The organism is Pseudomonas sp. NPDC088414, assembly GCF_044753325.1.
In the GTDB taxonomy this organism is placed as follows: domain Bacteria; phylum Pseudomonadota; class Gammaproteobacteria; order Pseudomonadales; family Pseudomonadaceae; genus Aquipseudomonas.
Genome location: NZ_JBIVMY010000010.1, coordinates 66,763 through 80,308 on the forward strand (window position 1 = coordinate 66,763; position 13,546 = coordinate 80,308).

Sequence of the window (13,546 nt, forward strand, 5' to 3'; positions counted from 1 at the left end):
TGATCGCCCTTTTAAACACCCGGCTGATCCGCTCGCGCAGACGTGACGCAAGGCTTGAGGCCGTGACCGGCGTTGGTGTCCGCCCGCTGGCGGCTGACGTACAGCTTGTAACCGGTGGCAGATTTATTGTTTCAGGCTGTTTAAATCAGCGCGCAACGGCAAACATGAGCGTGCTATGGATATTCGATAACGGTATTTAATTTCTATTTTTTATAGCGATAGAGTTCGGCCTTTCTGCCCAATCCACCGTGCTGCGAGGTTGTCATGGCCATACCGTTCAAACGTTCTGCGCTGACTCTGTTGGCCGCATCCCTGGCAGGCAGTCTGTTGTTCAGCGCCGGCGCTCAGGCCGAAGGCAAGATCAGCATCGCCCAGCAATTCGGTATCGGTTATCTGATTCTCGATGTGGTGCGTGATCAGCAATTGATCGAAAAACACGGCAAGGCGCAGGGACTGGAGATCAAGGTCGACTGGAACAGCATTTCCGGCGCCACTGCGATGAATGAAGCGCTGCTGACCGGCGCGCTGGACGTGGTCTCCGCCGGGGTGCCGCCGATGCTCACCGTGTGGGATCGCACCCGCGGCAAACAGAACGTCAAGGCGATTGCCTCGCTTGGCTCGATGCCCAATTACCTGCTGACCAACAACCCCAACATCAAGACCCTCAAGGATTTCAGCGACAAGGATCGCATCGCCGTGCCAGCAGCGGGCGTGGGGTTCCAGTCGCGGACCTTGCAGATCGAAACGGCCAAGGAATTCGGCAATGATCAGTACAAGAAATTTGACGACATCTCGGTCAGCCTGCCGCACCCGGACGCCACGGCAGCGCTGATTGCCGGCGGTTCGGAAATCAACGCGCATTTCTCCAGTCCGCCGTTTCAGTATCAGGCGCTGCAAAACCCCAACGTGCACAAGGTGTTGAGTTCCTACGACGTACTCGGTGGCCAGGCCACGTTCAACGTGCTCTACACCACGGAAAAATTCCACGACGAAAATCCCAGGACCTACAAGGCGTTCTACGACGCGTTGGCCGAAGCGGAAAAAATCATCAAGGCCGACAAACCCGCCGCCGCTCAGGCGTACCTCCGCGTCGAACAGTCGAAGTTGCCGCTGGCGCTGGTCGAGCAGATCGTCAAAGACCCGGAAATCGACTTCACGGTAGTGCCACAGCGTACGTTTATCTATGCCGAGAAATTGCAGGAACTGGGCGTGCTGAAGAACAAGGCTGACAGCTGGAAGGATTACTTTTTTGAAGAGGCGCATGGCGATCCCGGGAGCTGATAACGCTCAGGCATCGCCCACCGTCGGCCAATTCGGCGATCAGTTCGAACCGTCGTCGAAGATGCTTTCAATCGGTAATTCGAACGTCCGGGCAATTTGAAAGGCCAGCGGCAGGCTCGGGTCATAACGTTCGTTTTCGATAGCGTTGATCGTCTGCCGCGACACCTTGAGGCGTTCCGCCAGATCGACCTGCGACCAGTTGCGCTCGGCGCGCAGTGCCTTGAGGCGATTTTTCATTGGTAGCGGCGTCGAGCGATTTGCAGACCGAGAATCCACATCGCGCCCATCACGGGCCACACGCAAGTCCACGGGATGTGTGGGGCGCCGACGTTTTCCAGAAAACCGTAACTGAAGGTCAGCAACGCCGAAGCGGCGAAGGCAAATCCCAGCGCTTCGAACTGGATACGCAGATGCATTTCGTCCAGGCGCCGCATATTGCGCACGACGCTCCAGCACATCAATCCTGCCGGAATAACCGGTGTCAGCGCGACGGCTGAGCGCAGAATCATGTTGGCTTCCGTCAGGTATTGCGTGGCGATCACTGAGGCCGTCAACACCAGCATATAGAGGATCAACGCCGCGCCCATTTCAAGGTAGTACCGGTTCATTCTTCAACTTCCTGTGTAAAAGACCCTTTACATACTGGCTAAAATTTTTTTTGATGTAAAGCGAGCTTTCCATAGCCTTGGCCGGGGTGTTTCTGGACAGCGTAATGGCCAGTCAGTAGCATTCGAGCCCGACGGACTTTCCCTCTGCACGTCGTCCGACGTGGAATTCTCAAGGAATCGATATGCACGACACCCCCAATGGTGAACAACGAACGCTCGTGACCTTGGTCAACGGCGAGATTCATCGCGAAACCCGGATCAGTTTCAGCTCGGTATAGCCATGCAAGCGTTCACAAGTGGAAAGGTCGTCATCGAGTTCGGTGATTTCAGAGGAACAATGGTTCGTCATGAACGGTTTTTGATGCCTGCCGGCGAGTATCAGGATCGGTATTGGGTCAGGACTGCACAGGGTGATCTGCCGCTGGATCTGTTCAACCAGCATCTGCCGGTCAAGCGGGGCGAAGAGATCTCGGTACTCTACGGTTGCCTGCCGGGTGGCGAACACAAGATCGCGGTCCGTGTGTTCAACCACTGCGAGGGTCGGCTCACGCCGCTGTCGGAGGGGAAAATGCTTCACGAAGAATTCATTCGTCGCCTCCCGGTCAGTCTCGCGTATGTTGCCTGCCTGGCGACCTCGGCAGTGGCGGGGGCGTTCTTCAATTGGTGGGGTGCGCCGGCGGGATTGGTCGTCTACTACCTGCTGAAGGCTGAGAGCGCCAAACGCAAAATGCTTCTGATCAGTGGTTTGGACCTGCATCTGGAGAAGTTGAGCAAGGGTTATTTGCGTCAAGCGTTGCGGGGCAGGGTTACGCGGTTGCTGGCGCGAAATCCTTGAATGACCGCGCAGTTGGATTGGCAGAAGCGGGACAGTGATTCTCTCGCGCAATAAAAAAGGGGCGACCTGATCATCGATCAGGCCGCCCCTTTTTATTGCCGCAAAGTCAGATCAATGCATCTTGCTGTGATCGTGACCTTCCATGTGCGTCAGCGCACGGACTTCGGCTTTGACTTCGACGGTCTGCTTCTCGCCCTTGGCGTTTTCCACGGTCAGGGTCAGCGGTACGCTTTCGCCTTCCTTGAGCTGGCCGGTCAGGCCCATCAGCATCACGTGGTAGCCGTTCGGGTCGAAGGTGACGGCTTTGCCGGCCGGCAGGTCGACCGACTTGACCGGGCCCATGCTCATCACGTCGTTCTTCATCGACATTTCGTGGATCTGCACATCTTTGGCCACCGGCGAGGCCACGCTCAGCAGTTTGCTGTCGCTGTCCGCGGTGACGGTCATGAACGCGCCGCTGGCCGATTGGGTCGGCACGGTCGCACGCACCCAGGCGTCGTCGACCTTGGTCTGAGCGCTGGCCTGAAAAGCCAGGCCCAGCAGGGACACAGCGAAAACGGCGCGTTTGATGTTGTTCAAAACGGGGTGCATCAGCAGACCTCCATAACGGTGAGCAAATCTTCCGTGCACTCTTGTGCCGAAAGCGATACAGACAGACCCAGGCGCAGCTGGCCGCGCGAGTCGTAGACGTAACTGGTGGACGTGTGGGAGATGGTATAGGTGTCGCCGGCCGGCACCTTCTCGAAGAACACGTCGAATTCCTTGGCGGTGGCCTGTGTTTCTTCCAGCGTGCCGTACAGCGCGACAAAGCTCGGATCGAAAGCTTTGACGTAGGCGTCGAGGATCTGCGGCGTGTCGCGTTCCGGGTCGAGGGTGATGAAGATCACCTGCAGACGGTCGCCGTCCTTGCCCATCAGCTTCTTGATTTGCGCGGCGCGGGCGAGGGTGGTCGGGCACACCGCCGGGCATTGGGTGAAGCCGAAGAAGATCATCGGCATCATCCCGCGAAAGCTCGACAGCGTCATGGTTTCGCCGTCGGTGTTCTTCAGCTTGAAGGTGCGTCCGAGGATCTTGTCACTCAGGTCCTTGCCGTACTTGTACGACAGTTGGCCACGGGTGTCGCAGCCCGCGAGCAGGCCCAGGCCCAGCACGCCCATTCCCGCAAGCACCTTGCGGCGAGTCAACAAAGCCGTCATCTAATACCGCCTTTTGCAGCCCGTCAGTCGGCAGGACTGGCGGGGGGTTAACCGTAAAAGCGGCGCATGATACCAAACTGACGGCAGACGCCGGCCACGGATCGCCGCGCGGCGCAGGATCGGGCGACAAAAGGTGTAAGAAAAAGTGACGACGGACTACTGAACATTCGCCTCATCCGCCCGCCAGCCGCCGCCCAGCGCGGTGTACAGGTTGACCTCGGCAACCAGCTGCGCCAGCCGATCAGTGATCAGCCCCTGCTGTGAACTGAACAGTGAACGTTGCGCATCGAGAAACGTCAGGCTGCTGTCGACGCCATTCTGATAACGGTGTTGCGCCAGGTTGTAGTAGTCCTGAGTGGCCTGCACCAGATCGCGCTGCGCCTGCAATTGCTGCTGATAAGTGCTGCGCGCCGCCAGCCCGTCGGCGACTTCCTGAAACGCGGTTTGAATCGATTTCTCGTATTCGGCAACCGCGACGTCCTTCTGCAATTTCGAATAATCCAGGCTCGCGCGCAGGCTGCCGGCGTTGAAAATCGGCAAGTTGATTTGCGGCTGGAACGTCCACGCCCCGGAGCCGGCGCTGAACAGCCCGGACAGGTCGCGGCTGGAGGTACCGGCGCTGGCGGTCAGGCTGACACTGGGGAAAAACGCCGCGCGCGCCGCGCCGATATTGGCGTTGGCCGCTTTCAGTTTGTACTCGGCCTGCAGAATGTCCGGGCGGCGTTGCAGCAAATCCGAGGGCAAGCCGGCCGGCAGTTGCCGGACCAGATCGCTGGCCAGTGGTTGCGCTGGCAATTGCTCGGGGACCTGAGCGCCGACCAGCAGCGTCAAACTGTTGAGGTCCTGCGCGACCTGGCGCTTGTATCGCGCCAGATTGGCTCGCGAACTGTCGACGCTGGTCTGCGCCTGCGCCTGTTCCAGCGCCGAAGACTTGCCGGCGTCACGGTTGCGCGTGGTCAGGCGCAGGCTTAGCTGATCGGCGGCCAGGGTCTGGCGGGTCAGTTCAAGCAGCTCCTGATCGGCTCGCCAGGTCAGGTAGGCATTGGCGACGTTGGCCACCAGACTCAGCTCGGCGCTGCGCCGCGCCTGCTCGGTGGCCAGCCAGGTTTGCAGCGCCTGCTCGCTGAGGCTGCGCACCCGGCCGAAAAAATCCAGCTCATAGGCACTGACGCCCAGATTCACCGCATAGGTCGAATTGATCATGGCTTTGCTGCCGGTCACGCTGGGCGGCAGGCGCTGGCGCGACTCGCTGGCATTGGCCGACACCGCCGGCAGCAGATCGGCACGCTGGATCCGGTACTGCGCCTGGAACGCCTCGACGTTCAGTGCCGCCACCCGCAGATCGCGATTGTTCACCAGCGCACTCTCGATCAACTGTTGCAGCGCCGGGTCGTTGAACAGCGTGCGCCAGTCTTCAGCGCGCGCTGCGCCGGGTGTCGGTGCCGGGTAAACCGCGCCTTGCGGGTACTGCGCAGCGCTCGGTGAAGCAGGGCGCTGGTACTCGGGAATCAATGAACAACCGGCCAACAACACGGCGAGGGACAGCAGGGAAATGCGCAGCATCGAACGCTCTCATGCAGAAAAAACACGTGCCGGGGACCGCGTCCCCACACCACCATCGAACACTGTTGAACACGACCGCGCGGTTACGCCCCGGCCATCCAGCGCGCCAGGCCATGCCGTCCGCTGACCCCCAGCTTGGCGGTCGCCCGTTTGAGGTAGGTCTCGACCGAACTGCTCTTGACCCGCAACTTCTCCGCCAGTTGCGGCACGGTACCGCCAGTCAACAGACCCAGGCAGACTTCCTTTTCCCGCGTCGACAGCACGATGCCACCCAGCGCCAGACGTTCGTCGAACACCTGCTGCAACGGCGCCTGCTCCAGATCGGCCAAGGGCAGGCGCGGCTGTTTGGCGACGATCTGTCGACTGAGCTGCGCGTGCCGTTCAATCAGCGGTAACAGGGTGTCGGACAGGCTTTTCAGAAACGACAGCTCCGGCAGGGAAAACACCCGTTGCGTATGCGGTCGGTAGAACGAGATGACACAGCGGCGATTGGAGGTGCGGGACACCAGATTGCACTGGTGCACGCTGTGCTGCGGATGTTGCGGCTGGAGCGACGCTTTGAGTTGAATCAGCAGGGAATCATTCATCTCGATCATCTTCTGCAACAACGGATGATCGTCAGGACTCTTCAACGGGTCCGGTGGCGGGAAGGTCTGCGGCAGTCCGGCGCTGCCCAGCGCCTTGATCTCGACCACGCTGGCCTGACGCTCGTCCAGCGTCCACTCACTGAGATCGACGCGATTGACCGGCACCAGGGTGTCGACCAGCTGGAACATATTGCTGGCGAAATGATCGTCGCCGGTGCTGGCAATCAATTCCCCCAGTTGCCAGTAGAAGTGCGGGTTTTCCATGTTGCGAATGCTGCCGGTCAGATTCATATCCTTGTCATCCCTGGTTCCGAGTCATCACCGAGTCGTCCGCTGTTTATGCAAAAGCCGCCCACGCAATCGTTTCTCCTTGAAACTGATCTGGGGCGGGATTTAAGCCTATGGATTTGTCCTACGTCTGTAAGGGAAAACAGGGACACAAAGTGCCATCATTTCTGAAACTTGGCGCCGGGCTTCTGACGCCTTTTACTACAGGTGTCGCGTATCGTGTGACTGTTTGGTCACGGCAAGACCCTGAAAACCGGGGCTGTTGTTTTTTTTGGAGTTATTACGCAGGTCAATGGCAGCGCTGGTGTGTGGCATTTTTCCTACAAGATTTTCAGTATTTCCTCTCCGAACTTTTAGCCAGTTCCCAGCCAATCAGGGTCAACAAGTGCTGACAGGCCAGCGCCGGGGCGGGGTTGTCCGGGTTTTACGTGTCATGCCGGCACCGGGGCCGATGCTTGAATAGGCGCAAAATCACATGAGAAGGATCTTATGCCGCCTATTTCTGCCCCTGCGGTAGCCACGCCGTCCGCTTCGTTCCAGACGTATCCGCTGACCGCTGCGCAGCTGGATATCTGGCTGGACCAGCTGAGTCGCGGGGATTCGCCGCTGTACAACATCGGCGGATACCTGGATCTCAATGGCCCGCTGGATCCGGCGCGAATGCAGGCTGCGCTGGAGCTGCTGGTGGCCCGGCATGACGCGCTGCGCACGATTCTGCTGCCGGGCGCGGGTGCAGATGGCTTGCCGTTGCAGCAGTTCGCCCGGTCATTGTCGGTCCCGATGCCGATCGACGATGTGTCGGCGCACAGCGACCCGGAATCGGCGGCGCGGGCACTGGTGCAGGCGCGCATCGATCAGCCCTTTGTACTGGACGGCGGCTGCCTGTTGCGTTTTCTGTTGATCCGTCTCGATGAGCAGCGACACTGGCTGTCCGTGCAGGCTCATCACTTGATCGTCGATGGCTGGGGTTTCGGCGAAATGTTCAAGTCGCTGGACGAGATCTACAACGCGCTGGCGCACGGCCAACCGACACCGGTCGCGGCGCCGTCGTACATCGATTTCATCGAGGACAATGCGCGCTATCACGCGTCGCGCCGTTATGCGCAGGATCGCGCCTACTGGCTGGACAAGTACCGACAATTGCCCGAGCCGCTGCTGCTGCCGCGGTATCAGCAGAGCCTGGCCGGCCAATCCGCGCAGACGCAGGTCTATGCGCAGCCCTTGCCGGCGCTGCTGCACGAGCGCATGCAGCAGGTAGCTCGGGAGTTTGGCGCCTCGGCGTTCCATGTGTTGCTGGCGGCGCTGCATGTCTACTTCAGCCGCACCGCGCAACGTGACGAATGGGTGGTGGGGCTGCCGATTCTCAACCGCTCCGGGGCGCGCTTCAAATCCACGCTCGGGCTGTTCGCCCAGGTCAGTGCGGTGCGCATGGGCTTCGGTCGCCACTGCACGTTCGCTGAACTGGTCCGGGCGATTCGCGATGAACTGCGCCAGGACTTTCGCCATCAGCGTTTTCCCGTAAGTGAGATGAATCGCGCCCTCGGCCTGCTGCGGGAGGAGCGCTCGCAGCTGTTCGAGGTCACTGTGTCCTACGAGCAGGGCACTCACGATTATCGCTACGGCGAGGCCTCGGGACGGATCATCAAGGCCTCGAACGGCGAAGAGGCCACACCGTTGGCGGTGCATTTGCTGAGCAATCTGGCCAATGACGACGCGCGGCTGTACCTGATCTACAGCGAGGCGTATTTCAGTGCCGACGAAGTCGAGGCCCTGGCTGAACGCTGGTTGCTGATTCTGGAGCAGGGGCTGGAAGCGGTGAACCTGGCGTTGGCGGATTTCGAGCTGAGCACGCCGGAAGAAACCGCGCGGCTGCAACAGTGGAATGCCACGCGGGTGGACTACCCGGCGCCGACGACCCTTCAGCAACGTATCGAAGCGCAGGCAACGCTGCGGCCGCAGGCGCTGGCGGCGGTTGATCAAGGGCAAAGCCTGACCTATGCCGAACTCAATCAACGCGCCAACGCGCTGGCTCATCATCTGCTCGATCTCGGCGTGCGCCCGGATGACCGGGTGGCGATCGTCGCCCGACGCGGGCTCGACACACTGGTCGGGCTGTTGGCGATCCTCAAGGCTGGCGCCGCGTATGTACCGCTGGATCCGGCGCATCCGGCCGAGCGCCTGAGCTACCTGCTGGAGGACAGCGCGCCCATCGCGGTGCTGACCCAGCGTGCGCTGCGCGGGCATTTGCCGGCGTTGTCGGTGCCGGTGATCGAGCTGGATCGCCCGACCTGGTCCGCCGCCAATATCGGCACGCCGAAGGTGCCGGGGCTGACCCCGGCGAACCTCGCTTATGTGATTTACACCTCCGGTTCGACCGGCCTGCCCAAGGGGGTCATGGTCGAGCACCGCACCCTGTGCAATCTGGTCGATTGGCACGCTGACGTTTTCGACCTGCACGCCGGAAGCCAGACCTCGAGCCTGGCCGGCTTCGGTTTCGACGCGATGGCCTGGGAAGTCTGGCCGGCGCTTTGCGTGGGGGCGACCCTGCACCTGGCGCCGGTCAGCGAGGGCAGCGAAGACATCGATGCGCTGCTCGACTGGTGGCGTGCGCAGCCGCTGGACGTGAGCTTTTTGCCGACGCCGATCGCCGAATACGCGTTCAGCCGCCAGCTCGATCACCCGACATTACGCACGCTGCTGATCGGTGGCGATCGCCTGCGCCAGTTCCCGCGTCAGCCCTCGTTTGAAGTGATCAACAACTACGGGCCGACCGAAGCCACCGTGGTGGCAACCTCCGGACGCATCGACGCCGGGCAGCCGCTGCACATCGGCAAACCGGTGAGCAACGCCACGGTGTATCTGCTCGACGAGCAGCAGCAACCGGTGCCGCCGGGCGTGGCGGGCGAGTTGTACGTCGGCGGGGCCGGGGTGGCGCGCGGTTACCTGAACCGCGCAGAGCTTGACGCCGAGCGCTTCCTGCGTGATCCGTTCAGCGCTGCACCGGGCGCGCGCATGTACCGCACCGGCGACCTCGCACGTTGGCGCGCCGACGGCAATATGGAGTATCTGGGGCGCAACGATGATCAGGTGAAAATCCGTGGCATCCGCATCGAACCGGGCGAGATCGAGAGCGCACTCGCCAGCCATCCAGCGGTGCGCGAAGCGGTGGTGCTGGTGCGCGACGGGCAATTGCTGGCGTGGTTCACCGAGCAGGCGCCGCTGGACATCAATGAGCTGCACGCGCAGCTGAAAACCCGCCTGAGCAGCACCATGCTGCCGAGCGCCTACGTGCGTCTTACGGCGCTGCCGCTGACCGCCAACGGCAAGGTCGATCGCAAGGCACTGCCGACGCCCGGGCCGGACGATCTGATCCGCCGCGAATACGAGGCGCCGCAGGGTGAGGTCGAAATCGCCCTGGCGCAGATCTGGGCCGAAGTCCTGCAAGTCGAGCAGGTCGGGCGCCACGATCATTTCTTCGAGCTGGGCGGGCATTCGTTGCTGGCGGTGATTCTGATCGAACGCATGCGTCAGCTCGATCTGAGCAGCGACGTGCGCGTGCTGTTCAGTCAGCCAACGCTTGCAGCGCTGGCGGCTTCGGTCGGCAGCGGTCGAGAGATCGAAGTGCCGGCCAACCGCATCGCCGCCGATTGCACCCACCTCACGCCAGAGATGCTGCCGCTGGTGCAACTGCAGCAGAAGGACATCGAGCGGATCGTCGCCACGGTACCGGGCGGGGCGGCCAATGTGCAGGACATCTATCCGTTGGCACCGCTGCAGGAAGGCATTCTCTACCACCACATCACCGCCGCGCAGGGCGATCCGTACCTGCTGCAATCGCAACTGGCGTTCGACAGCATCGAGCGGGTCGAGGCCTTCGCCGCGGCGCTGCGCCAGGTCATGGCACGTCACGACATTTTGCGCACTTCGGTGCTCTGGGAAGGTCTGACCACCCCGGTGCAGGTGGTGTGGCGCGAGGCGATTCTGCCGTTGCAGGAGGTCGAACTGGACCCGGCCGACGGCCCGATCATCGAGCAGTTGCACCAGCGCTTCAACGCTCGGCGTTATCGCCTCGACGTCAGTCAGGCGCCGCTGATGCGCCTGGTGTATGCCCGTGATCCGGCGCTGGATCGGGTGGTGGGGATTCTGCTGTTCCATCACCTGGCCATGGATCACATCGCCCTTGAAGTGATGCGCAGCGAAATGCAGGCCAGTCTGTCGGGGCAGGACGTGGCGTTGGCGCCACCGGTGCCGTATCGCAATTACGTGGCGCAGACGCGGCTGGGCGTCAGCGAGCAGGAACATGAGGCGTTTTTCCGCACGCAACTGGCGGACATCGACGAGCCGACCCTGCCATTCGGGCTGCAGGAAGTGCAGGGCGACGGGCGCGGTATCGACGAAGCGCAGCAGGTGCTGCCGGCTGACGTCTATCAGCGTTTGCGCACCCAGGCGCGACAGGCCGGGGTCAGTGTGGCGAGCCTGATTCATCTGGCGTGGGCGCGGGTGCTGGCGGCGACGTCCGGCCAGCAGCGCGTCGTGTTCGGCACTGTGCTGATGGGGCGCATGCAAGGCGGCGAGGGCGCCGACCGGGCCTTGGGCGTGTTCATCAACAGCTTGCCGATGCGCATTGATGTCGATGCCGGGGTGCTCGACGCCGTGCGCGCCACCCATGCGCGGCTGACCGCGCTGCTCGGGCATGAGCACGCTTCGCTGGCACTGGCCCAGCGTTGCAGCGGGGTGGCGTCGCCGTCACCGTTGTTCAGCGCGCTGCTCAACTACCGGCACAGTGACGAATCCGAACTGCTGGAGCCATCCAGTCAGGCTTGGCAAGGCATCGAAACCCTGGCCAACGAGGAGCGCACCAATTACCCGCTGACCATGAGCGTGGATGATTTTGGCAACGGCTTGCGCCTGACCGGCAGGGCCGTCGCGCAGATCGGCGCGCAACGGATTTGCGGCTACATGCAAGCGGCGTTGAGCGGCCTGGTGCAGGCGTTGGAGCAGACCCCGCAACAGCCGTTGAACCGCTTGCCGATCCTGCAGCCCGAAGAGTTGCAACGTTTGCTGATCACGTTCAACGCCACCGAGGTCGATTGTCCGCTGGACCAGCCGTTGCACAGGTTGTTCGAAGCACAGGTGCGGCGTAAGCCGGAGGCCATTGCGCTGCAATCCGCGCAGGGAACCCTGACTTACCTTGAGCTCAATCAGCGCGCCAATCGCCTGGCCCATCACCTGCGTGAACTCGGCGTGCAGCCGGACTCGCGGGTGGCGATCTGCGTCGAGCGCGGGCTGGATCTGATCGTTGGTTTGCTCGGCATTCTCAAGGCTGGCGGCGCCTACGTGCCGCTGGACCCGGACTATCCGCTGGAGCGCCTGAACTACATGTTGCAGGACAGCGCGCCGGTCGCACTGTTGGTGCATGGTGCCACGCGGCAATTGCTCGGCGAGCCGGGTGTGACGACGATCAATCTTAACCACGACAGTTGGGAGCAGCAGCCGTCAGACAATCTGCAGGTGCCGGGCCTGAGTGCTTCGAACCTCGCTTACATGATCTACACCTCGGGTTCTACGGGGCTGCCGAAAGGCGTGATGATCGAGCATCGCAGCGCCTGCAACATGGTGCATTGGGGTTCGCAGCTCAGCCCGCCGACCGAACACGGCGCGCTGCTGCAAAAAGCGCCGTTCAGCTTCGACAGTTCGGTGTGGGAGATCTTCTGGCCGCTGTGTTCCGGGATGCGCCTGGTATTGGCGCGACCGGACGGCAACCGCGATTCGGCGTATGTGGTGCAGACCATTCGCGAGCATCAGGTGACGGTGGTCAAGTTCGTCCCGGCGCTGTTGCAGCAGTTCATCGAACAGGACGGTGTCGAGCAGTGCACCAGCCTGACCGATGTGCTTAACGGTGGCGGCGAACTAAGTGCAGCGCTGGCCCGCCAAGTGCGCGATCGCCTGCCGTGGGTGCGGTTGCACAACGTCTACGGCCCGACCGAAACCACGGTGGACAGCACGGGCTGGACGCTGGAACCGCACATGCCGGTGCCGGAATACGAGGTGCCAATCGGCAAGGCGTTGAGCAACACCCGTTTGTACGTGCTCGATGCGTATGGTCAACCGGTGCCGCAAGGCGTCAGTGGTGAGTTGCATATCGGCGGCGTCGGCGTGGCACGTGGTTATCACGGCTTGCCGGAGATGCAGGCCGAGCGCTTCATCGACAGCCCGTTTGTTCCCGGCGATCGCCTGTACCGCACCGGGGATCTGGCGCGCTACAACAATCATGGGGAACTGGAATTCCTCGGCCGCAACGACTTCCAGATCAAGCTGCGTGGCTTGCGTCTGGAGCCGGGGGAAATCGAGGCACGGTTGATCGAGCATCCGGCGATCCGTCAAGCGGTGGTGATGGTCCGCGATGAGCGTCTGGTGGCCTGGTACACCCTGCGCGCCGGCATCGACGCGCCATCGTTGGAAACCTTGCGCGGCCATGTGCTGGAGCGTTTGCCCGAGTACATGGTGCCCGGCGCGTTTGTGCTGCTCGACACTTTGCCGCTGACACCGAACGACAAGATCGATCGCAAAGCCCTGCCGGAACCGGGGGCCGACGCCGTTATCAATCGCCCATACGTGGCGCCCGAGGGTGAAGTCGAAACCGCGCTGGCGCAGATTTGGGGTGAAGTGCTTGGCGTCGAACAGGTCGGTCGTCACGACAACTTCTTCGAACTCGGTGGGCACTCGTTGCTGGCGGTGAGTCTGGTGGCGCGCATGCGTCAGAGCGGCCTGCACACCGACGCTCGAGCGTTGTTCAGTCAGCCGACGCTGGCGGCGCTGGCGCTCAGCACCACGCCCGAGGCGCAGCACGTGTTCATCCCGCAAACCACCATCCCGAGCCTCGCCCGCAAACGCCGGCTCTGAACTCTGCGTCTGACACCGAACCTGTGGCGAGGGAGCTTGCTCCCGCTGGGGCGCAAAGCGTCCCCCGGTTCCTGATGCACAACATCGGGGCCTGCTACGCAGTCCAGCGGGAGCAAGCTCCCTCGCCACAGGTATTCGGTTGCTCACCCGCAGGGAGGCTGGCTTGTCCCCGCTTCCCATGTCAGCCCCGCAAGCCCCGATGTTTTAGCTTTTCCAGGCTGCGCGCAGCAGGCACGGACTCGCCGCTGCGCGCTCCTTTTTCTCGTATTTACAGCAGGTTATCCC

At 62.0% G+C, this 13,546-nt stretch carries 9 protein-coding genes; 3 read left to right on the forward strand and 6 right to left on the reverse strand.

The genetic code is table 11. The annotated features are described in order from the left end of the window. The first annotated feature begins 264 nt into the window (after positions 1–264). The gene (locus ACIP8I_RS12015; protein WP_400761242.1) at positions 265–1,281 is read left to right on the forward strand and encodes an ABC transporter substrate-binding protein; all 1,017 of its coding nucleotides are present in this window, start codon (positions 265–267) and stop codon (positions 1,279–1,281) included. Between the two features lie 39 nt (positions 1,282–1,320). On the opposite strand, the gene ACIP8I_RS12020 is transcribed toward ACIP8I_RS12015, so the two are convergent. Both ACIP8I_RS12020 and ACIP8I_RS12025 read right to left on the reverse strand, forming a co-directional pair. Next, positions 1,321–1,518 (reverse strand): helix-turn-helix transcriptional regulator, encoded by a 198-nt coding sequence (locus tag ACIP8I_RS12020; protein ID WP_007965825.1) that lies wholly within the window; start codon positions 1,516–1,518, stop codon positions 1,321–1,323. Then, on the reverse strand, positions 1,515–1,889 hold the full coding sequence (locus ACIP8I_RS12025) for a hypothetical protein (RefSeq protein WP_007965824.1): 375 nt from the start codon (positions 1,887–1,889) through the stop codon (positions 1,515–1,517). Before ACIP8I_RS12025 ends, ACIP8I_RS12020 begins: the two co-directional genes overlap by 4 nt. A gap of 280 nt (positions 1,890–2,169) precedes the next feature. Between ACIP8I_RS12025 and ACIP8I_RS12030 the strand changes: the two genes are divergently transcribed. Next, on the forward strand, positions 2,170–2,724 hold the full coding sequence (locus ACIP8I_RS12030; RefSeq protein ID WP_400761244.1) for a hypothetical protein: 555 nt from the start codon (positions 2,170–2,172) through the stop codon (positions 2,722–2,724). A 111-nt stretch (positions 2,725–2,835) separates the two neighbouring features. On the opposite strand, the gene ACIP8I_RS12035 is transcribed toward ACIP8I_RS12030, so the two are convergent. The 4 genes from ACIP8I_RS12035 to ACIP8I_RS12050 all read right to left on the reverse strand — a co-directional run bounded on the left by ACIP8I_RS12035 (position 2,836) and on the right by ACIP8I_RS12050 (position 6,361). Further along, a complete protein-coding gene (locus tag ACIP8I_RS12035) occupies positions 2,836–3,315 on the reverse strand; it encodes a copper chaperone PCu(A)C (protein ID WP_007965820.1) in 480 nt (159 codons plus the stop codon). Next, complete coding sequence (locus ACIP8I_RS12040; protein WP_003224200.1) at positions 3,315–3,920, reverse strand: SCO family protein; 606 nt, start codon at positions 3,918–3,920, stop codon at positions 3,315–3,317. Before ACIP8I_RS12040 ends, ACIP8I_RS12035 begins: the two co-directional genes overlap by 1 nt. Positions 3,921–4,076: 156 nt before the next feature. Beyond that, positions 4,077–5,483 carry an efflux transporter outer membrane subunit gene (locus tag ACIP8I_RS12045; protein ID WP_400761247.1) on the reverse strand — a complete coding sequence of 469 codons (1,407 nt, stop codon included), beginning with the start codon at positions 5,481–5,483 and terminating at the stop codon, positions 4,077–4,079. Positions 5,484–5,566: 83 nt separating this feature from the next. Then, a complete protein-coding gene (locus tag ACIP8I_RS12050) occupies positions 5,567–6,361 on the reverse strand; it encodes a helix-turn-helix transcriptional regulator (RefSeq protein ID WP_400761249.1) in 795 nt (264 codons plus the stop codon). Positions 6,362–6,847: 486 nt separating this feature from the next. Here ACIP8I_RS12050 and ACIP8I_RS12055 point away from each other — a divergent pair, with 486 nt between their 5' ends. Continuing rightward, complete coding sequence (locus ACIP8I_RS12055) at positions 6,848–13,261, forward strand: amino acid adenylation domain-containing protein (RefSeq protein WP_400761252.1); 6,414 nt, start codon at positions 6,848–6,850, stop codon at positions 13,259–13,261. Positions 13,262–13,546: the final 285 nt, after the last annotated feature.

What these genes read in the sequence shown, in the direction of transcription:
- ACIP8I_RS12015 (WP_400761242.1), top strand. Translation starts at nt 265, where the DNA reads ATGGCCATACCGTTCAAACGTTCTGCGCTGACTCTGTTGGCCGCATCC.
- ACIP8I_RS12020 (WP_007965825.1), bottom strand. Translation starts at nt 1,518, where the DNA reads ATGAAAAATCGCCTCAAGGCACTGCGCGCCGAGCGCAACTGGTCGCAG.
- ACIP8I_RS12025 (WP_007965824.1), bottom strand. Translation starts at nt 1,889, where the DNA reads ATGAACCGGTACTACCTTGAAATGGGCGCGGCGTTGATCCTCTATATG.
- ACIP8I_RS12030 (WP_400761244.1), top strand. Translation starts at nt 2,170, where the DNA reads ATGCAAGCGTTCACAAGTGGAAAGGTCGTCATCGAGTTCGGTGATTTC.
- ACIP8I_RS12035 (WP_007965820.1), bottom strand. Translation starts at nt 3,315, where the DNA reads ATGCACCCCGTTTTGAACAACATCAAACGCGCCGTTTTCGCTGTGTCC.
- ACIP8I_RS12040 (WP_003224200.1), bottom strand. Translation starts at nt 3,920, where the DNA reads ATGACGGCTTTGTTGACTCGCCGCAAGGTGCTTGCGGGAATGGGCGTG.
- ACIP8I_RS12045 (WP_400761247.1), bottom strand. Translation starts at nt 5,483, where the DNA reads ATGCTGCGCATTTCCCTGCTGTCCCTCGCCGTGTTGTTGGCCGGTTGT.
- ACIP8I_RS12050 (WP_400761249.1), bottom strand. Translation starts at nt 6,361, where the DNA reads ATGAATCTGACCGGCAGCATTCGCAACATGGAAAACCCGCACTTCTAC.
- ACIP8I_RS12055 (WP_400761252.1), top strand. Translation starts at nt 6,848, where the DNA reads ATGCCGCCTATTTCTGCCCCTGCGGTAGCCACGCCGTCCGCTTCGTTC.